The organism is Streptomyces sp. NPDC008137 (genome assembly GCF_042957035.1).
Classification (GTDB): domain Bacteria; phylum Actinomycetota; class Actinomycetes; order Streptomycetales; family Streptomycetaceae; genus Streptomyces.
The window spans coordinates 44,337-61,790 of record NZ_JBIBHN010000020.1; the positions used below are offsets into that span (position 1 = coordinate 44,337).

19 protein-coding genes are annotated in these 17,454 nt (G+C 73.0%); 8 read left to right on the plus strand and 11 right to left on the minus strand.

What is annotated here, in order from left to right:
• Positions 1–236: 236 nt before the first annotated feature.
• Genes ACFZBT_RS27190 through ACFZBT_RS27210 form a run of 5 tightly spaced genes read left to right on the plus strand, consistent with a single transcriptional unit; the run spans position 237 to position 5,312 of the window.
• Positions 237–1,784, plus strand: a complete 1,548-nt coding sequence (locus tag ACFZBT_RS27190) for a sodium:solute symporter (protein ID WP_391108436.1) — start codon at positions 237–239, stop codon at positions 1,782–1,784.
• Positions 1,781–2,371, plus strand: coding sequence for a sigma-70 family RNA polymerase sigma factor (locus ACFZBT_RS27195; RefSeq protein ID WP_391108439.1), 591 nt, complete (start codon positions 1,781–1,783; stop codon positions 2,369–2,371). The genes ACFZBT_RS27190 and ACFZBT_RS27195 overlap by 4 nt, the downstream gene beginning before the upstream one ends.
• The gene (locus ACFZBT_RS27200) at positions 2,368–2,733 is read left to right on the plus strand and encodes a hypothetical protein (RefSeq protein ID WP_391108442.1); all 366 of its coding nucleotides are present in this window, start codon (positions 2,368–2,370) and stop codon (positions 2,731–2,733) included. The genes ACFZBT_RS27195 and ACFZBT_RS27200 overlap by 4 nt, the downstream gene beginning before the upstream one ends.
• Positions 2,734–2,766: 33 nt before the next feature.
• Positions 2,767–4,551: a glycoside hydrolase family 15 protein gene (locus tag ACFZBT_RS27205; protein WP_391108445.1), complete on the plus strand. Its 1,785-nt coding sequence runs from the start codon at positions 2,767–2,769 to the stop codon at positions 4,549–4,551.
• Positions 4,552–4,556: 5 nt separating this feature from the next.
• Positions 4,557–5,312, plus strand: coding sequence for an SDR family oxidoreductase (locus ACFZBT_RS27210; RefSeq protein ID WP_391108448.1), 756 nt, complete (start codon positions 4,557–4,559; stop codon positions 5,310–5,312).
• Positions 5,313–5,409: 97 nt separating this feature from the next.
• On the opposite strand, the gene amaP is transcribed toward ACFZBT_RS27210, so the two are convergent.
• Genes amaP through ACFZBT_RS27235 form a run of 5 tightly spaced genes read right to left on the minus strand, consistent with a single transcriptional unit; the run spans position 5,410 to position 7,790 of the window.
• Positions 5,410–5,988, minus strand: a complete 579-nt coding sequence (gene amaP / locus ACFZBT_RS27215; protein ID WP_391108451.1) for an alkaline shock response membrane anchor protein AmaP — start codon at positions 5,986–5,988, stop codon at positions 5,410–5,412.
• A gap of 6 nt (positions 5,989–5,994) precedes the next feature.
• Positions 5,995–6,708 (minus strand): DUF6286 domain-containing protein, encoded by a 714-nt coding sequence (locus tag ACFZBT_RS27220; protein WP_391108455.1) that lies wholly within the window; start codon positions 6,706–6,708, stop codon positions 5,995–5,997.
• On the minus strand, positions 6,705–7,088 hold the full coding sequence (locus tag ACFZBT_RS27225; protein ID WP_391108458.1) for a hypothetical protein: 384 nt from the start codon (positions 7,086–7,088) through the stop codon (positions 6,705–6,707). Before ACFZBT_RS27225 ends, ACFZBT_RS27220 begins: the two co-directional genes overlap by 4 nt.
• Positions 7,085–7,270: a hypothetical protein gene (locus ACFZBT_RS27230; RefSeq protein WP_184599696.1), complete on the minus strand. Its 186-nt coding sequence runs from the start codon at positions 7,268–7,270 to the stop codon at positions 7,085–7,087. The genes ACFZBT_RS27225 and ACFZBT_RS27230 overlap by 4 nt, the downstream gene beginning before the upstream one ends.
• A gap of 46 nt (positions 7,271–7,316) precedes the next feature.
• Positions 7,317–7,790 carry an Asp23/Gls24 family envelope stress response protein gene (locus ACFZBT_RS27235; RefSeq protein WP_391108462.1) on the minus strand — a complete coding sequence of 158 codons (474 nt, stop codon included), beginning with the start codon at positions 7,788–7,790 and terminating at the stop codon, positions 7,317–7,319.
• Between the two features lie 87 nt (positions 7,791–7,877).
• Here ACFZBT_RS27235 and ACFZBT_RS27240 point away from each other — a divergent pair, with 87 nt between their 5' ends.
• Positions 7,878–8,591, plus strand: coding sequence for a nucleopolyhedrovirus P10 family protein (locus ACFZBT_RS27240; protein ID WP_391108465.1), 714 nt, complete (start codon positions 7,878–7,880; stop codon positions 8,589–8,591).
• A 9-nt stretch (positions 8,592–8,600) separates the two neighbouring features.
• On the opposite strand, the gene ACFZBT_RS27245 is transcribed toward ACFZBT_RS27240, so the two are convergent.
• The 3 genes from ACFZBT_RS27245 to ACFZBT_RS27255 form a co-directional block, all read right to left on the minus strand.
• A complete protein-coding gene (locus tag ACFZBT_RS27245) occupies positions 8,601–9,404 on the minus strand; it encodes an enoyl-CoA hydratase-related protein (RefSeq protein WP_391108468.1) in 804 nt (267 codons plus the stop codon).
• A gap of 106 nt (positions 9,405–9,510) precedes the next feature.
• Positions 9,511–9,729: a helix-turn-helix domain-containing protein gene (locus ACFZBT_RS27250; RefSeq protein WP_010037790.1), complete on the minus strand. Its 219-nt coding sequence runs from the start codon at positions 9,727–9,729 to the stop codon at positions 9,511–9,513.
• Between the two features lie 370 nt (positions 9,730–10,099).
• On the minus strand, positions 10,100–11,698 hold the full coding sequence (locus tag ACFZBT_RS27255) for an ATP-binding cassette domain-containing protein (protein WP_391108472.1): 1,599 nt from the start codon (positions 11,696–11,698) through the stop codon (positions 10,100–10,102).
• Between the two features lie 208 nt (positions 11,699–11,906).
• On the opposite strand from ACFZBT_RS27255, the gene ACFZBT_RS27260 reads away from it, so the two are divergent.
• A complete protein-coding gene (locus ACFZBT_RS27260; RefSeq protein WP_391108475.1) occupies positions 11,907–12,320 on the plus strand; it encodes a VOC family protein in 414 nt (137 codons plus the stop codon).
• On the opposite strand, the gene ACFZBT_RS27265 is transcribed toward ACFZBT_RS27260, so the two are convergent.
• From ACFZBT_RS27265 to ACFZBT_RS27275, 3 genes are all read right to left on the minus strand, one after another.
• On the minus strand, positions 12,317–13,717 hold the full coding sequence (locus ACFZBT_RS27265) for a hypothetical protein (protein ID WP_391108478.1): 1,401 nt from the start codon (positions 13,715–13,717) through the stop codon (positions 12,317–12,319). The two genes, ACFZBT_RS27260 and ACFZBT_RS27265, sit on opposite strands and share 4 nt — an antisense overlap.
• A gap of 229 nt (positions 13,718–13,946) precedes the next feature.
• Complete coding sequence (locus ACFZBT_RS27270; RefSeq protein ID WP_391108481.1) at positions 13,947–15,074, minus strand: alpha/beta fold hydrolase; 1,128 nt, start codon at positions 15,072–15,074, stop codon at positions 13,947–13,949.
• Positions 15,075–15,766: 692 nt separating this feature from the next.
• Complete coding sequence (locus ACFZBT_RS27275) at positions 15,767–16,498, minus strand: class II aldolase/adducin family protein (RefSeq protein WP_391108485.1); 732 nt, start codon at positions 16,496–16,498, stop codon at positions 15,767–15,769.
• Between the two features lie 198 nt (positions 16,499–16,696).
• Here ACFZBT_RS27275 and ACFZBT_RS27280 point away from each other — a divergent pair, with 198 nt between their 5' ends.
• Positions 16,697–17,449, plus strand: coding sequence for a GH25 family lysozyme (locus ACFZBT_RS27280; RefSeq protein ID WP_391108488.1), 753 nt, complete (start codon positions 16,697–16,699; stop codon positions 17,447–17,449).
• Positions 17,450–17,454: the final 5 nt, after the last annotated feature.

Here is a 17,454-nt window from a genome sequence, read left to right on the forward strand (position 1 = left end):
GCGGCTCCTCACCGTGGCGGTGGTGTGCGACAGGACCTGCGCGGGGGCCGGTGCGGGGGCGCTTCCCCGACCTGCGCACCTCTCCCGCTCACTGTCGGTCTGTGCAAGAGTTGCGCTCCCGCCGGAACCGGATGACACGTCGTTCCCAGAAGAATTTCCGCCGATTCCCTGTCCTCCGGACGGGCCGTCCGCGCAACTCTCGCGCAAGGGCACAGGCACACCAAGGACGGTGACCCATGGCTGACGGCGCCATGACCGCGACGTTTCTCGCCGTGATCGGCGGGGCGTCGCTGCTCGCGGTCACCGCACGGCGGCTGCGTCCGGTGGACCGGCTGCCCTCCCTGGAGGGGTGGGCGCTGGCCGACCGCTCCCTCGGCCCGGGCTGGACCTGGCTGCTGCTCGGCGGCACGATCTTCACCGCGTACACCTTCACCGCCGTGCCCGGTCTCGCGTACGGCAACGGCGCGCCCGCCTTCTTCGCGGTGCCGTACACGGTGATCGTCTGCCCGCTCGCCTTCGTGCTGCTGAGCCGGCTGTGGAGCGTGGCCCGCAGGAACGGCTACGTCACCGCCGCCGATTTCGTCCGGGGCCGGTACGGTTCGCCGCCGCTGGCCCTGGTGGTCGCGCTGACCGGGATCCTCGCGACGATGCCATACCTGGCGCTGCAACTGATCGGCATCCGGGCGGTGCTGACCGCCGGGGGCGTCCATCCGGGGGGCGTGCCCGGGGACCTGGTGCTGGTGGCGCTGTTCGCGGGGCTCGCGGTGGCCACGTACCGGCACGGACTGCGCGCGCCCACGGTCATCTCGGCGCTGAAGGCGGTGGCCGTGTTCGGCTCGCTGACCGCCGTGACCTGGCTGGTCCTGAAACGGTTCGGCGGCCCCGGCCCGGTCTTCGACGGCGCCGCGGCGCGGCTGGGCGACCAGGCGCTGCTCCTGTCCCCCGCCCAGCAGCCCGCCTACGCCACCCTCGCCCTGGGCTCCGCCCTCGCCCTGCTGATGTATCCGCATGTGCTCACCGCCGGTTTCGCCGCCGACGGGCCGCGCACCCTGCGCAAGGTATCGGTGGCGCTGCCGGCCTGGACCGGGCTGCTCGCACTGTTCGGGTTCCTCGGCTTCGCCGCCCTCGCGGCGGGCGTGCGGGCGCCGCGCGGTGGTGCCGAGGCAGCGGTGCCGATGCTGGTCGACCGGCTGATGCCGGCGCCGCTGGCCGGGCTGGTGTTCGCCGCGATCGCCGTGGGGGCGCTCGTCCCGGCGGCCGTGATGTCGATCGCGGCGGCGACCGGCTTCGTCCGCAACGTCTACGTCGAGTACGTCCAGCCGACGGCCACGCCCAAGCGCCAGGTACGCATCGCCAAGGCCGTGTCGCTCACCGCGAAGGCGGGGGCCGTGGCGTTCGTGTTCGGGCTGCGCGACCAGGACGCCATCAACCTCCAGTTGCTCGGCGGCGTGTGGATCCTGCAGGTCTTCCCGGCCGTCGCCGTCGGGCTGTTCACCGGGCGGCTGCACCCCCGGGCGCTGCTCGCCGGGTGGGCCCTGGGCATGGCCTCGGGGACGTACCTGGTGGTGCGCGAGGGGTTCTCCCCGATCGTGCCGCTCGGCACCGGCGTCGGGCCGCTGGAGATCTACGCCGGGCTCGCGGCCCTGCTGCTCAATCTGGCCGTCGCGGTGGCCGGCACCCCGGTGCTGGACCGCCTGGGCGTCCCGCGCGGCGCCGACTCGACCGACCTGCCGTCCCGCCTGACCGTCCGGCGACGCCCGGAGACCGGAGCGAACCACCCGTGAGACGCAGAGAGAACTCCCCCACCGCGGCGCCGGCCGGGCCGGCGCCCGCCGCCGTGCCCCTGCCCCGCGCGGCCGCCGACCCGGCCGACCCGGAGCGGGAGGCGGGCGTGGCCCGCCTCTTCGAGCTGCACTACTCCTCGATGCTGCGGCTCGCCGTCCTGCTGGGCGCCGACGACCCGGAGAACGTGGTGGCCGAGGCGTACTACCAGATCTACCGCAAGTGGCGGCGCCTGCGGGACGCGGCCGCCGCGGAGGCGTATCTGCGGTCCACCGTCTGCAATCTGACACGGATGCGGATACGCCACCTCCAGGTCGCCCGCCGGCACGAGGAGAACCCGCCGAGCGCGCCGGACGACACGGTCGCCTCCGCCGAGCACGCCGCGCTGCTGCGCGACGACCAGCGCGTGCTCATCGCGGCGCTCCAGGAGTTGCCGCCCCGCCAGCGCGAGGCTCTGGTGCTGCGGCACTGGCTCGGCCTGAAGGAGAGTGAGATAGCCGCCGCGATGGGCATCTCCGGAGGTTCCGTCAAGACCCACACGGCACGCGGCATCGCCGCCCTGACCCAGGCGATGGAGGCCCGGCGATGACGAATCGAGACGCGACTCCGTCGCGTGGCACAAGCCCGGACCGGACCGGCCGCGGCGACGGCGACGGCGACGGCGACGGCCGCACCGAACGAGAGCTGCGCGAGGCACTCGAGGCACTGGCCGGCGGGGTGCTCCCCGACCCCGACGCCTACCGCACGGCACGCGGCGAGTGGCTGCGGCGCGAACGCCGGCGGCGGCTCGTGCTCGCCGTGCTGATCGCGGTCGTCTTCACCCTGGCCGTGCTGATCGGCCTGTGGGTGCTCAACCAGGCACCGTCGGATCCCGGCGTCATCTTCTCCGGCACCGGCACCGGCACCTCCGCCTCCGCCGAGGGCCCGTCACTCCCCCGGCTCCTGCTCTGATTGCGGGCCCGACTTGCCGGGAACCCGCACTCCGTGCATACGGGTATCGAGGACTACGCGCTCATCGGTGACGAACAGACCGCGGCCCTGGTCGGCACCGACGGCTCCGTCGACTGGCTGTGCCTGCCGCGCTTCGACTCGGCCGCCTGTTTCGCCAAGCTGCTCGGCGACGAGGACAACGGCTACTGGCGCATCGCCCCGGTGGGGGCGGACCGGTGCACCCGGCGCGCCTACCGCCGCGACACCCTCGTCCTGGACACCGAGTGGGAGACCGAGCGGGGGGCGGTCCGGGTCACCGACCTGATGCCCCAGCGCGACCAGGCCCCGGACCTCGTACGCATCGTCGAGTGCCTGGACGGCGAGGTGACGCTGCACAGCGTCATCAAGCTGCGCTTCGACTACGGCTCGATCGTCCCGTGGATGCGCCGGTCCGACGGCCACCGCGTCGCCGTGGCCGGCCCGGACTCGGCGTGGCTGCGGAGCGAGCCGGAGGTGCGCAGCTGGGGCGAGGAATTCGGCACGCACGCGGAGTTCACGGTCAAGAAGGGGGAGAAGGTCGCGTTCGTCCTGACCTGGCACCCCTCCCACGAGGAGCGCCCGCCGCTCGTCGACCCGTACGAGGCGCTGCGCCACAGCGTCGAGGACTGGCGGGCCTGGGTGTCCCGGTGCCGCTACGACGGACCGTACCGGGACGCCGTCGTCCGCTCCCTGATCACCCTCAAGGCACTCACCTACGCCCCGACCGGCGGCATCGTAGCCGCCCTCACCACCTCACTGCCCGAGGAGCCGGGCGGGGTGCGCAACTGGGACTACCGCTACTGCTGGCTGCGCGACTCCACCCTCACTCTGGGCGCGCTGCTGGCGGCGGGCTACCAGGACGAGGCCGAGGCCTGGCGGAACTGGCTGCTGCGCGCGGTGGCGGGCGACCCGGCCGACCTGCAGATCATGTACGGCCTGGCGGGCGAGCGACGGCTGCCCGAGTCCGAGCTGCCGTGGCTGCCCGGCTTCGCCGGGTCCAGGCCCGTCCGGATCGGGAACGAGGCCGTGAACCAGCTCCAGCTGGACGTCTACGGCGAGGTCATGGACTCCCTGTCACTGGCCCGCGAGTCGGGCCTGTCGGCCCAGCCGGACGTGTGGGCGCTGCAGACGGCCCTGATGGACTTCCTGCGGACCCACTGGCGCCGGCCCGACGAGGGGCTGTGGGAGGTGCGCGGCGGCCGGCGCCAGTTCGTGCACTCGAAGGTGATGGTGTGGGTGGCCGCCGACCGTGCCGTACGCACCATGGAGCGCCATCCGGAGCTGGAAGGCGACCTGGAGGGCTGGCGCGCGCTGCGCGACGAGGTGCACCGCGAGGTGTGCGAGAAGGGCTACGACCCCGAACGCAACACCTTCACGCAGTCCTACGGCTCACGCGAACTGGACGCCGCGCTGCTGCTCATCCCGCGCGTCGGCTTCCTGCCGCCCGACGATCCGCGGGTCGTCGGCACCATCGACGCGATCCGCGACGAGCTGGACCACCACGGGCTGCTGCTCCGCTACACGACCGACGGCACGGACGTCGACGGGCTGCCCGGTGCCGAGGGCACCTTCGTGGTGTGCTCGTTCTGGCTCGCGGACGCCCTGTACATGACGGGCCGCACGAAGGAGGCCCGCGCGCTGTTCGAACGGCTGGTGGGTCTCGCCAACGACGTCGGCCTGCTCTCCGAGGAGTTCGACCCGGTGAGCGGCCGGCAGCTCGGCAACTTCCCGCAGGCGTTCAGCCACATCGGCCTCGTGAACACCGCCCTCGCCCTGTTCGGCGAGGAGGGGGCAGGATAGGGACCATGGATCTTGGACTGAAGGACCGGGTGTACGTCGTCACCGGGGCCACGCGAGGCCTCGGCAACGCTTCCGCGCGCGAGCTGGTCGCGGACGGGGCGAAGGTGGTCGTCTCGGGCAGGGACGAGAAGAGCGTCGCCGAGACGGCGGACGCGCTGGGCCCGAACGCGGTCGGGGTGGCCGTCGACAACGCCGACCCTGATGCGGCGGCCCGGCTGATCGGGGCCGCGCGGGAGAACTTCGGGCGCTTCAACGGTGTCCTCATCAGCGTGGGCGGCCCGCCGGCCGGGTTCGTCGCGGACAACACGGACGAGCAGTGGCAGGCGGCGTTCGAGTCGGTGTTCCTCGGCGCGGTACGGCTGGCCCGCGCCGCGGCCTCCGAGCTGGAGGCCGGGGGTGTCATCGGGTTCGTGCTGTCCGGGTCGGTGTACGAGCCGATTCCGGGGCTGACGATCTCGAACGGGCTGCGGCCGGGGCTGGCCGGGTTCGCCAAGTCGCTGTCCGAGGAACTGGGGCCGCGGGGGATCCGCGTGGTGGGTGTGCTGCCCGGGCGTATCGACACGGACCGGGTGCGCCAGCTGGACGGGTTGTCGGCGGACCCCGAGGCGACCAGGGCGGCTTCGGAGTCGCGAATTCCGTTGCGGCGGTACGGGGCGCCCGAGGAGTTCGGGCGGGTGGCCGCGTTCCTGATGTCGCCGGCCGCTTCCTATCTGACCGGGGTCATGGTGCCCGTGGACGGCGGAGCGCGGCACGGGTTCTGAGAGCGCCGTCTCCGTCCGCGGGTTCGTGGGGGCTGGTCGCGCCCACGCGGCGGAGCCGCACATTCATACCGCGCGCCCATGACGGGGCCGGTCGGGTTCAACTCACTCGTTCCGCACGGTGCTTGACGGCCCGCAGCCTCACCTCCGCGGGGAGCGCTGCGAGGCCCGCCGATGTTCTGGCGTGGGCCAGGGCGCCGGTCGTCAGGTCGTGCAGGGCCGTTCCGGGGTCCACGTGCGGTTCCAGCGCGAGCCGCACACGGGCCTCGGGGGCGGTACGGCGTCCCGTCAGACGGGCGTCGGCGCGGTCCACGCCGTCGGCCTGTTCCGCGTCCTGGGCGAGGGCGCTCTCCAGGGCCCGGCCGCGCAGCAGCGCGCCCTCGCCGTCGCCGGTGTCGACGAGGACCTCGGCGAGGCGGCGCCTGCGGAGTACCGCGACGAGCCACCACAGGGCGAGCAGCAGAGCGACGGCGAGTACGGCGATGACGGTCGGCCACCACCAGCCGTCCTCCCGCCAGCGCGTGCGTTCGGCGTAGCTCAGCAGGACGTCGTGCCGGCTGTCGTGGATCCACCACGAGGGCGCCGGGGCGCCCAGGCCGACGGCCAGTACCGAGCCGCCCAGCACCAGCAGGACGAGGCCCACGAGCCCCAGGAACACGCGGTTGACGATCCGGAGCACCTCCGGTCACCCCTTCCGGCCGGGCCGCCGGACGCGCACCGACACCGCGGGCGGCCGGGCCAGCCCCAGTCCGCGGACCGCGTCGGTGAGCACGGCGTCCACTTCGGTTCGTACGTCGTCCAGTTCACGGAAATGCGACGCGGCGCGGACCTTGGCCCTGGTCCGGCGCACCCGGACGTCCACGGACTGCACACCGGGCACCTCCATGGCCCGGTCCCGCAGCGCGGACGCGGCGGCGTCACGGTGCAGTCCGGCGCGTACGTCGGTGTGCGCGCGCCGCATCGGGAGCACGTTTCGCAGGCCGGGTGTGCCGGCCAGGACGAGCAGCCAGAGCCCGAGGGCGGCGGCGACCCCGGCCCCGACGAGCACCCAGACGTCGTCGAGGGGCCGTTCGGCGAGCTGCCGGGCGAGTTCCCGGCGCCAGCTCATGACGGGCCGGTCGGCGCGCACGGACGCGATGTCGTACAGGAACAGTCCGGCGAGGCCCAGGAGCAGCAGCGCGACGATGCCGGCGGGGACGCGGCGGGCCGACCAGAAGCGCCCTTCGCTTCCGCCCTCACCGTCGGCCGCGGGCGGCGGTCCGTCGGCATCCGCGGGCACCGCCTGGCCGGGTCCGTCGCCGGTCTCCGACGTGTCGACGACCGGCAGACGCCGGGTGGTGTCCTCGGACTCGGGCGATCCGGACGGCTCGGCCGGACCGGTGCCGCGGGGTTCGCTCATCGTGTCCTCCCCTGTGCCGCGCCGTGCGCGGCGACCGGATGCAGCCGCTCCACCTGGACGACGACCTCCGGAACCTCCATACCGGCCAGGGTGCCCACCCGCTCGACGACGTGGTGACGCACCCGACGGCAGCGGTCGCCGACGTCGCAGGGGTAGTCGAGTTCGACGTGCACCCGGACGTGGGCGACCTCGTGGTGGACGACCACGCCGGCGGACGGCCGGCCGGCGCCGGGCGGCAGTGTCCCCACGGCCTCGCGGGCCGCCTGCGAGGCGATCTTCGCGACCACCCGGTCGGCGATCCTGGTCGCGCCGCGCTCGCCCGGCGGGACGGCGGTCAGGGGTCTGTCGAGCTCACCGGCCCCCGTGCTCACGGTCGTCACCGCCGCCGTTCGTGACGTGGACGGAAGAAGTCGCCGAAGTCCATGTCCCCTTCCAGGAACCGGCCGACGACGAAGCCGACGGCGCCCAGCGCCGCCACCAGCAGGAAGGCGCCGAACCCGCCGAAGTATCCGGCGAATGCCAACGCCATGCCGGCGATCATGCCGACCACGGCCATGCTCATGCGCTCCTCAGCTCCTCAGCCGCTGTGCCGTCCGGTGACCCGCGCCTCACTGGATCCGCCGCTCGGGTTCCTCTTCCTCCTCGTCCGGCAGCTTCACGTCGCTCACCGCGATGTTGACCTCGACGACCTCGAGGCCGGTCATCCGCTCGACGGCGGTGATGACGTTCTCCCGTACATCGCGGGCCACATCGGCGATCGACACGCCGTAAGTGACGACGATCTCCAGGTCGAGGGCCGCCTGCACCTCGCCTACCTCGGCCTTCACCCCGCGCGTCACCGACTTCGTGCCGCCGGGCACCCGGTCGCGCACGGCTCCGAAGGTGCGGGCGACTCCGCTGCCCATCGCGTGCACGCCGTCCACGTCGCGTGCGGCGAGCCCGGCGATCTTCTCCACGACGCCGTCCGCGATGGTCGTCCGCCCGCGCGAGCCCGGGTCTCCGCCACTGCGCTTGGCCAGCGGGCTTCTGCGTGCCGCCGGTGTCTCGCTCTCCCCGCCCCGGTTCTCGGTCATGTCAGTCATCGGCGTACGTCCTTTTCGGTTGTCGTCCTCCGACCACCGTATGCACGGTTACGTGGTTGCGCGCCTTTGATGCGGCAGGCTGGAGGAATGACGGGTGACCGGTGGACGCAGGCAGTGAGACATCAGCTGGGCCTCGGCAGGCTCCTGCCGCTGGGTGATGCGCGGGACGGTGCGTGGATCGCCGAGCAGGCGGCCGAGGCGGTGCTGCGGCGCGCGGCCCAAGACGCTCCGGGCGTACGCCTCGACGCGCTCCGTGTAGCGCTCGCCGACCCGGGGGACACCCGGGAGCCGACCGTACCGGCCCCGCCGAGCGCGCAGCCGCCCGGACCTCTGCGGGTGACCGCGGAGTTCGCGGCCACGGCCTCGCGGCCGCTGCCGACGACGGCGTCCCTGCTGCGGGCGACACTGGCGACCGCGGCGACGCAGGGGCTGGGTCTGACGGTGTCGGAGGTGGACCTGCTTGTGACGGGGCTGCTGGACGAGGAGCCGGAGCCGGCGTCCGCCCTGCGTCCGACCGAACCTCCCCGGGCCGCGCGGCCGGCGGACGGCGACGAGGCCCGCGTCGCGACCGCCGCCCTCGAAGTCCCGGGTGTCCTCCACCTCACCGCCGCGCTGGGCCACCCCGTGCACATCGAGGAGCTCCCGGGCGAGGCGGCGCTGCCGCACCGTCATGTCCGGCTGGAACTGGCGGTGGGAGCGGACCACCAGGCCCGTGAGGTGGCCCGCTCGGTCCGCACGGCGGTGCGCAGGACACTGCCGGACCACCCGACGGTGGCGGTGGTGGTGAGCGGGATCGGCTGAGGCGCCGCCTCAGTCCCCGATGCCCGCGAGGTCCCGCAGCCGGCGGGCCTGGGCCTGGCGTTCCGCGCCTCGCTGGGCTTCGTATGTGCGGTCCTGGGCGCCGCGCAGCAGTGCCTTGGTCTCGACGACGGCGTCGCGGGGCGCGGCGAGGACGGCCGCGGCGAGGTCACGGACCGTGTCGTCGAGCTGGCCGACGGGCACGGCCACATTGGCCAGCCCGGTGTTGACGGCCTCCTCGGCCGTGACGGAGCGCCCGGTCACGCAGATCTCCAGCGCGCGGGCGTATCCGACGAGTCCCACCAGCGGATGCGTGCCCGTCAGATCGGGCACGAGTCCGAGGCTGGTCTCGCGCATGGCGAACTGCACGTCGTCGGCGACGACGCGCAGGTCGCAGGCGAGGGCGAGCTGGAAGCCCGCCCCGATGGCATGCCCCTGGACGGCGGCGACGGAGACGATGTCGCTGCGCCGCCACCAGGTGAACGCCTCCTGGTACTCGGCGATGGTCGCGTCCAGCTCGGCGTCGTCACCACGCGCGAGGTCGATGAACGACGGTTCCCCGTCGAAGCCCTCGGGCGTGAATGCCTGCCGGTCGAGACCGGCCGAGAAGGACTTCCCCTCGGCCCGCAGCACCACGACGCGGACGGAGCCCGGCAGCTGCCGACCGGCCTCGGTCAGCGCCCGCCACAGAGCGGGGCTCTGCGCGTTGCGCTTGGCCGGGTTGGTCAGCGTCACCGTGGCGACCGCGTCGTCGACGGTGAGCCGTACGCCGTCCTTGTCGAGTACGGGAACGAGGTCCTTGTCGGGCGAAGCCATGGACGCCTCCGATGTGTGCGGTCAGCTAAGTGACTGCACAGTAACCACCCGGTCGGTCAGCCGACCGACCGGGTGGCCACCATCGAAGCCGAGGGGCCACCCGGGGTCAGGCCGTGGCCTTTTTGCCCCGGGTCGCCCCGCCACGCCCTCGCAGCGTGACGCCCGACTCACTGAGCATGCGGTGCACAAAGCCATACGAGCGGCCGGTCTCCTCGGCCAACGCCCGGATGCTCGCACCGGCGTCGTACTTCTTCTTCAGGTCTGCCGCGAGCTTGTCGCGCGCGGCGCCGGTCACCCGGCTGCCCTTCTTCAGAGTCTCGGCCACCCGTGCCTCCTCATGGGAAGTGCGCTCTGGTCTCCTCATGATCACCCCTCCGGGCCTTGATGGCCACCCATTCGGCAAGGTCCGTGAGACAAGGTTGTGACGACGGGAGCACATCCCCACATCCGGAATATGCAATTCCGAAGATCGGCGCCCGTACACCCGAACGGATTGTTCCGGAAAATGCCAGGTCAGAAAGGCGTCACGGCCGAGCCCGGAAGAATCGGGGGCTCGGCCGCGAAATCGATGTAGGACACACCTCGGTACGAGGAGATCTCACACAGATGATGGATCACCGCTAGGCCGAATGATCCATACGCCGTTGATCACGCATTCGATCAAGCAGCACTGACGCATCGAACGGCACTGACGCTCAGGCCAGGGCGACGAGGTCCGCGTAGTCGGCGCCCCACAGGTCCTCGACGCCGTCCGGCAGCAGGATGATCCGCTCCGGCTGGAGCGCCTCGACCGCGCCCTCGTCGTGCGTGACGAGGACGACCGCGCCCTTGTACGTGCGCAGCGCGCCGAGGATCTCCTCGCGGCTGGCCGGGTCGAGGTTGTTGGTCGGCTCGTCGAGGAGCAGCACGTTCGCCGAGGACACCACCAGGGTGGCGAGCGCCAGGCGGGTCTTCTCGCCGCCGGAGAGAACTCCGGCGGGCTTGTCGACGTCGTCGCCGGAGAACAGGAACGAGCCGAGCGTCTTGCGGACCTCCACCAGGTCCAGGTCGGGAGCGGCCGAGCGCATGTTCTCCAGGACCGTGCGCTCCGGGTCGAGGGTCTCGTGCTCCTGCGCGTAGTAGCCGAGCTTGAGGCCGTGGCCCTCGATGACCTGGCCGGTGTCGGGCTTCTCGGCCCCGCCGAGCAGCCGGAGCAGGGTCGTCTTGCCCGCGCCGTTGAGGCCGAGGATGACGACGCGCGAGCCCTTGTCGATGGCCAGGTCGACGTCGGTGAAGATCTCCAGCGATCCGTAGGACTTCGACAGGCCCTCGGCCATGAGCGGGGTCTTGCCGCACGGGGAGGGCTCGGGGAAGCGCAGCTTGGCGACCTTGTCGGACTTCCGCTCGGCCTCCAGGCCGGCCAGCAGCTTGTCCGCCCGGCGGGCCATGTTCTGCGCGGCGACGGTTTTGGTGGCCTTGGCGCGCATCTTGTCGGCCTGCGAGTGCAGCGCGGAGGCCTTCTTCTCGGCGTTCTGCCGCTCGCGCTTGCGGCGCTTCTCGTCGGCCTCGCGCTGCTGCTGGTAGAGCTTCCAGCCCATGTTGTAGACGTCGATCTGGGAGCGGTTGGCGTCCAGGTAGAACACCTTGTTGACGACCGTCTCGACCAGGTCGACGTCGTGGGAGATCACGATGAAGCCGCCGCGGTAGGTCTTCAGGTAGTCCCGCAGCCAGATGATCGAGTCGGCGTCGAGGTGGTTGGTCGGCTCGTCGAGCAGCAGCGTGTCCGCGTCGGAGAACAGGATGCGGGCCAGCTCGATACGGCGGCGCTGGCCTCCGGAGAGCGTGTGCAGGGGCTGGCCGAGCACGCGGTCGGGCAGGTTGAGCGCGGCGGCGATGGTCGCGGCCTCGGCCTCGGCGGCGTACCCGCCCTTGGTGAGGAACTCCGTCTCCTGGCGCTCGTACTGCTTGAGCGCCTTCTCGCGGGTGCCGCCCTTGCCGTTGGCGATGCGCTCCTCGTTCTCGCGCATCTTGCGGATCAGTACGTCCAGGCCGCGCGCGGAGAGGATGCGGTCGCGGGCGAGGACGTCGAGGTCGCCGGTGCGGGGGTCCTGCGGGAGGTAGCCGACCTCGCCGGAGCGGGTGATGGTGCCGCCGGCAGGGATGCCGTCGCCTGCGAGGCATTTGGTCAGGGTGGTCTTCCCTGCGCCGTTGCGGCCGACCAGGCCGATGCGGTCGCCCTTGGCGACACGGAAGGTGGCGTTCTCGATGAGGACGCGGGCACCGGCGCGCAGCTCGATACCGGAGGCGGAGATCACGGACAGACTCCAGGGCGGATACGGGGGCGGGATGGACGAATCAGGGGGTGCCGCGCGTAGCGCGCCGTTGGAAGGGCGGTGGCGGGCGACGGGCGGGCGTTCCCGCCGTCTAATGCGCGAGGAGAATGGCCATAGGGGACAGTCTAACGGGGGCGTGCAACCACTTTTCGACTGAGTCAGGCAGCGGGACAACGAGGAAGTGATCGCCATGGCAGGCTCGTCCGGCGGACGTCCGAGCATTTACCCGACGCTGCTCTACACGGACGCGAAGACCGCGATCCGGCAGCTCACCGAGGCCTTCGGCTTCACGGAGCTCTCGGTGTACGAGGGCGAGGACGGCTCGGTGATGCACGCAGAGCTGACGCAGGGCAACGGTGCGGTGATGGTCGGTAGCAAGGGCCGCGGCGGCGTGTTCGACGCGGCCATGCAGGGCGCGGGCACCACGGGGGTGTACGTGGTGGTGGACGACGTGGACGCACACCACCGCCACGCCGTGGACCACGGCGCGGAGATCCTGATGCCCCCGACGGACCAGGACTACGGCTCACGGGACTACATGGCCCGGGACCTCGAGGGCAATGTGTGGAGCTTCGGGACGTACGCGCCCGAGACAACCCTCTAGCTGCCGCCGGTGTGCACCTGGAACGCGGCCCGGCGGACGGCCTTGGCCAGGGCCGGGTCGGGGTGGGCCGCGGCGAGGGCGACCAGGACCTGCACGGTGCGCGGGTGCCCGACGGCGCGTACCTCGTCCAGGAGCATCGGGACGGTGGGCTGGATCGCTGATTCCAGGTGCCGGACGAGCAGGGGGGCCTCACCGTGGTCGGCGACGGCGGCCGCGGTGTCCACCCACAGCCAGGTCGCCTCCTGCCGGGTGAGGACCTCGTGGGCGTCCTCCGGGTCCGCGCCGTCGTGCTCGGCCAGCCACAGCAGGGCGTACGGCCTGAGCGTCGGCTCGGCGACCACGCCGCGGACCTCCGGCTCGGCGGGGGCGCCGACGACCCGCAGCGCCTCGAAGGCGAGGCCGCGCAGCAGGGCGTCCTCACCGCGGGCGGCGTCGAGGAGTTCGGTGACGGCGCTGCCGACGGGGCGGGCGGCGAGCCAGGCGCGGTACTCGGCGCGGGCCGCGTTCGGGCGCAACTGGGCGCAGCCGCGGAGCATGTCCTCGGCCGCCTGCTCGATGTTCCCGGCGGGGCTCTGCGCGGCGACGCAGATCTGCTCCAGCTTGACCCAGACGGCCCAGCTGCCGAGCGGGGTGAGCGTGGCCTGGCCGTCGCCGTAGGTGAGGGCGCCGACGGAGGCGAGGGCGCGCAGGGCCCAGTCGAGGAGGGGGGCGAGCGGGGCGTCGGTGGGCTCCGGCTCGGCCACCGGCTCGGGCTGGGGGCCGTAGGGGATCTCACAGCGTGCGGTGCGCAGCTCGGTGACGCGCTGCTCCAGGAGGTCGAGGAGCTGCTCCACGGGGACGGGGCCGGCGGACAGCTGGAGGAAGGAGAGCGCCTGCGGCATGGCCGAGACGACCTCGGCGACGGCGGCGGCCTCGCGGTCCTCGGGCTCCGGGTGGGCGAGCGACCAGGCGTCGAAGAGGGCGACCCAGCCGCGCAGGACGGCGCTGTCGTCGCGGTTCCAGGCGCGCAGCCGCCAGCCGGGGCGGGCGCTGTCGCCGTGCACCTCGACGAGGCCGGCGAGGCGGGCGGTGTCCCAGTCGGCCCTGACCTGAGCGGGGGTCAGACCGAGGTCGCGGGCGGCCCGTTCGGCGGTCGCGTCGGAGAGGGTGGCCTTGCCGTCGGCGGTTGCGCTGTCCCCGCCGGGGCCGAGCGCGGCGTCGGCCCAGCGGGCGACGCGGGCCGCGGCGGCCAGACCTGAGCGCGCCATTCTGGCCAGCTCCGCCGGTGCCGGGGTGCCCTCCGGGGGGCGCGGTGCGGGTCGGCGCGAGCGCCGCTGGTTCATCGCTCTGGGGGCGGCGGCCAGGGGTCGCGGGCGGACGAGTCGAAGCCTGGAGTCGCGCGGGATACGGGACGTCACGGGTGCAGTCTTCCGGTTGACGGTCCGAAAACCCAAACGGAATGTCACGGCGGGCGACGGGGATGGCCAACGCACGGGTTCCCGGGAGGGGTCGAAGGCCGGGAACAAGCCAGTGGTACGACGCTAAACGGAATCCTCGCGACCGGTCGGAGGAGAGCGGGGCGGGACGGGCGCGCGACGGGGTGCGGGGGTGGGGTGCGGGGCTGGGGTACGGGGGTGGGGTACGGGGTCACATGAGAGGCGTCAGGAAGCGTCGCAGTGCCTCCTCGTAGGCCTGCGGGTCGGCGTTCCACATCGCTCCGTGGGGCGCGTTGCCGACGGTGTAGAGGGCGACCATGTCGGGGCGCGTGTCGGCGAGGTGGCGGGAGAACCGCCAGGGCGCCACCGTGTCGTCCGGTCCGTGGAAGACGAGCGCCGGGATGTGGAGCCCGTCGAACGGGGCCGGGCCCTCGACACCGTCATCGTGGAGGCCGGTGCGGCCCTGGGCCGCGCGGACCGCGAGGGGCAGCAGCGGGCCCGGGGTGCGGCGGGCGGCGGCGAGGGCGCGCAGCGTGGTCTGCCAGCTGAGCACCGGGGAGTCCAGGATCAGGCCCGAGACGCGGTCGCGCAGTCCCGAGTGCTCGGCGGCGCGCAGGGCCATGGTGGCGCCGGTGGACCAGCCGTACAGGACGACCTGCCGTGCGCCGTGGCGCACGGCGTGGCGGATCGCCGCGTCGAGGTCGCGCCACTCGGTCTCGCCGAGGTGGTTCAGTCCGTCGGGGCGACGGGGTGCGCCCAGGTCGCCGCGGTAGGAGAGGGCGAGTACCGGGAAGCGGTTGCGGTGTAGGAACTCCATGACGTTCATGGCCAGTTCCCGTGTGGTGCCCAGGCCGTGCACGGCGATCACCCAGGTGTCCCGGGCGCCGGGCACGAACCACGCGGGCAGGGCGCCGAGTTCGCCGGGGATGTCGATGTCGGAGTGTTCGAGGCCGAGGGCGTCGCTCGGGTTGCCGACGTACACGTTCGGGGTGAGCCAGGCCTTGTCACCGGCCTTCAGGGTGCCGTGCGTGACGCTCTCCAGGCGGCGTACGACGGTGTCGGCGGTGTGCGGGGCGGTGGTCAGGACCGGCCCGACCACCGCGTGGGAGCCGTCGCCGGAGAGGCCGTAGCGGCCGGGCCGCAGGGCGGCCAGGTCCCGGGTGAGGGTGATCTGCCCGGCGGCGGTGCCGTGCACGGTGAGCCGGGGTTCGGTGGGCAGGGGTCTGCCGGGAGGCGCCTTGAGCGCGGCGTCGCTGGCGAACCGGCCGGCGGCCACGGCCGCTGCGCCGGCTCCGATCACGGCGGTGGCGGCGGCCGCCGCCGCTTTGACAATGCGCACGGCTCCAGTGTCCCGGCGGACCGGGCGACGGACCAGTGGGCGGGGGCGGCGGGGTGACGGGCGGCGAGGTGACGGGCGGCGGGGTGGGGGGGTGACGAGCCGGGGCGGTGGTGGCTGTCGGGGTGTTGCGGCGGAGGCGTCATCACGGGCATCGGTGATCGCGTCGCGCCATCTTGCCGGGGGTGGGTCGGGGCCGCGCCGGGGGGTGTCCGTCCTCGGATTGGCGCGATGGACTTGCGAACCGGCTCACTGTCCGTTGACGCGCCAACCACTGCGGGCGGACACCCCCCGACACGTCCCCTTGCGTACGTCGGCGGGTGCGGGCCGGGCGGCCGGAGGAGCAGTAGCCGCGGCCGCAGGCCGGGCGGCCGGAGGAGCAGTGGCCGCGGCCGCAGGCCGGGCGGCGGAGGAGCGATAGCCGCGGCCGCGGGCCGGGCGGCGGAGGAGCGGTAGCCGCGGCCGCGGGCCGGGCGGCGGAGGAGCGATAGCCGCGGCCGCGGGCCGGGCGGCGGAGGAGCGATAGCCGCGGCCGCGGGCCGGGCGGCGGAGGAGCGGTAGCCGCGGCCGCGGGCCGGGCGGCGGAGGAGCGGTAGCCGCGGCCGCGGGGCGGGATGCCGGTGGCCGGCGGAGCAGTGGCCACGCCCGTGGCGGGACGCTCGTGGTCGGTGGGGGTGTGGGGGGCGGGGGGCGGGTCAGTCGCGCTGGCCGTAGTGGCGCAGCCGGTCCTGTACCTCCGTCAGTTGTTCCGTGGAGAGCAGGCTCGGGGACAGGCCCGGGACCGATGTGGCGGTCAGCCATAGCCGGCACATCCATTCGAGCTGGGCGGTGCGGTCGTAGGCCTGGTCCAGTGACGTGCCGTAGGTGATCGTGCCGTGGTTCTGGAGGAGGCAGCCGGAGCGGTCGGCGAGGGCGCGGAGCATGTTCTCGGCCAACTCGTCGCTGCCGTACGTCGCATACGGGGCAACCCGGACGGGGCCGCCGAGCGCGGCGGCCATGTAGTGGATCAGCGGGAGCTCGCGCACGAGGGTCGAGACGGCCGTCGCGTGCACGGCGTGGGTGTGGACGACGGCGCGGGCGCCGGTCGTGCGGTAGACGGCGAGGTGCATGGGCAGCTCGCTGGTCGGGACGAGCGTGCCGAGGACCTGGCGGCCGTCGAGATCGACCCCCGTGACGTCGTCCGGCGCCAGCCGGTCGTAGGGCACGCCCGACGGCGTGACCAGCACGGTGTCCCCGACACGCACCGAGACGTTGCCGGACGTTCCGACGACGAGCCCGTCGGCGACCGACCGGCGGGCCGTCGCGACGAGGTCCTCCCAGGCGCGCGCCTCCTCGGGGCGCACACCGCTCCGGCGGGGCTCCCCCGCATCCTGTCCGCCGCCCCGGATGCCCCCTGCGTCCCGCTCGTCGCCTCGCTGCTCAGCCATGCGGCGATCCTGCCAGGCAGCCCTTCAACGCGCCGCCGGGCGGGGGCACTTTAGGCCGGAAACCGAGCATGTGTAAGGGCGCATACCCACACAAACATGGCATGGATCTCTCTTGGCCGGAGATCATCGGATATTCAGCGACCCTCCAGTACTCTCTGGGGGATTTGCCGTGCACGTTGCCATTCCGGGGGGAATCGCATGGCCCGTGACCACATATCGACCCGCCGCCGCGGACGCTTACTGGCGGTCTCCGCCGCGGCGCTCGCGCTGGGAGGGACCTCGCTCGCGGAGTTTCCGGCCACGGCGGCGAGCCGCCCGATGGGGCACGACGTGTCGTCCCACCAGAAGAACGTCGACTGGCGGAGCGCCAGGGCGAAGGGCGCCAGATTCGTCTACGTCAAGGCGACCGAGTCCACCACCTACCGCAACCCCTACTTCAGCCGGCAGTACAACGGCTCGCGCGCGGCGGGCCTGATCCGCGGCGCTTACCACTTCGCGCTGCCGGACAGGTCGTCGGGCCGGGCGCAGGCGGCCCACTTCGTACGCAACGGCGGCAGCTGGAGCGCGGACGGCTGGACGCTGCCGCCGGCGCTCGACATCGAGTACAACCCGTACGACAAGAAGCACAAGTGCTACGGCCTGAGCAAGGCCGGGATGGTCGGCTGGATCAAGTCGTTCAGCGACGAGGTCAAGCGGCTCACCGGCCGCCGCCCGGTGATCTACACGACCACCCACTGGTGGAACACGTGCACGGGCAACAGCCGTGCGTTCGCCGCGAACCACCCCCTGTGGATCGCCCGCTACGACGCGGCGAGCGCGGGACCGCTGCCGGCCGGCTGGTCCTCCTGGACCCTCTGGCAGTACGACAACGGCGACGGCAGCCTTCCGGGTGATCAGAATCTCTTCGACGGGTCACTCGATCGACTGAAACAGTTCGCACGGGGCACGTGATCGTT

Coding starts and splice junctions, on each gene's coding strand:
- ACFZBT_RS27190 (WP_391108436.1), top strand. CDS start 237: ATGGCTGACGGCGCCATGACCGCGACGTTTCTCGCCGTGATCGGCGGG.
- ACFZBT_RS27200 (WP_391108442.1), top strand. CDS start 2,368: ATGACGAATCGAGACGCGACTCCGTCGCGTGGCACAAGCCCGGACCGG.
- ACFZBT_RS27210 (WP_391108448.1), top strand. CDS start 4,557: ATGGATCTTGGACTGAAGGACCGGGTGTACGTCGTCACCGGGGCCACG.
- ACFZBT_RS27220 (WP_391108455.1), bottom strand. CDS start 6,708: ATGAGCGAACCCCGCGGCACCGGTCCGGCCGAGCCGTCCGGATCGCCC.
- ACFZBT_RS27230 (WP_184599696.1), bottom strand. CDS start 7,270: ATGAGCATGGCCGTGGTCGGCATGATCGCCGGCATGGCGTTGGCATTC.
- ACFZBT_RS27235 (WP_391108462.1), bottom strand. CDS start 7,790: ATGACTGACATGACCGAGAACCGGGGCGGGGAGAGCGAGACACCGGCG.
- ACFZBT_RS27240 (WP_391108465.1), top strand. CDS start 7,878: ATGACGGGTGACCGGTGGACGCAGGCAGTGAGACATCAGCTGGGCCTC.
- ACFZBT_RS27245 (WP_391108468.1), bottom strand. CDS start 9,404: ATGGCTTCGCCCGACAAGGACCTCGTTCCCGTACTCGACAAGGACGGC.
- ACFZBT_RS27260 (WP_391108475.1), top strand. CDS start 11,907: ATGGCAGGCTCGTCCGGCGGACGTCCGAGCATTTACCCGACGCTGCTC.
- ACFZBT_RS27275 (WP_391108485.1), bottom strand. CDS start 16,498: ATGGCTGAGCAGCGAGGCGACGAGCGGGACGCAGGGGGCATCCGGGGC.
- ACFZBT_RS27280 (WP_391108488.1), top strand. CDS start 16,697: ATGGCCCGTGACCACATATCGACCCGCCGCCGCGGACGCTTACTGGCG.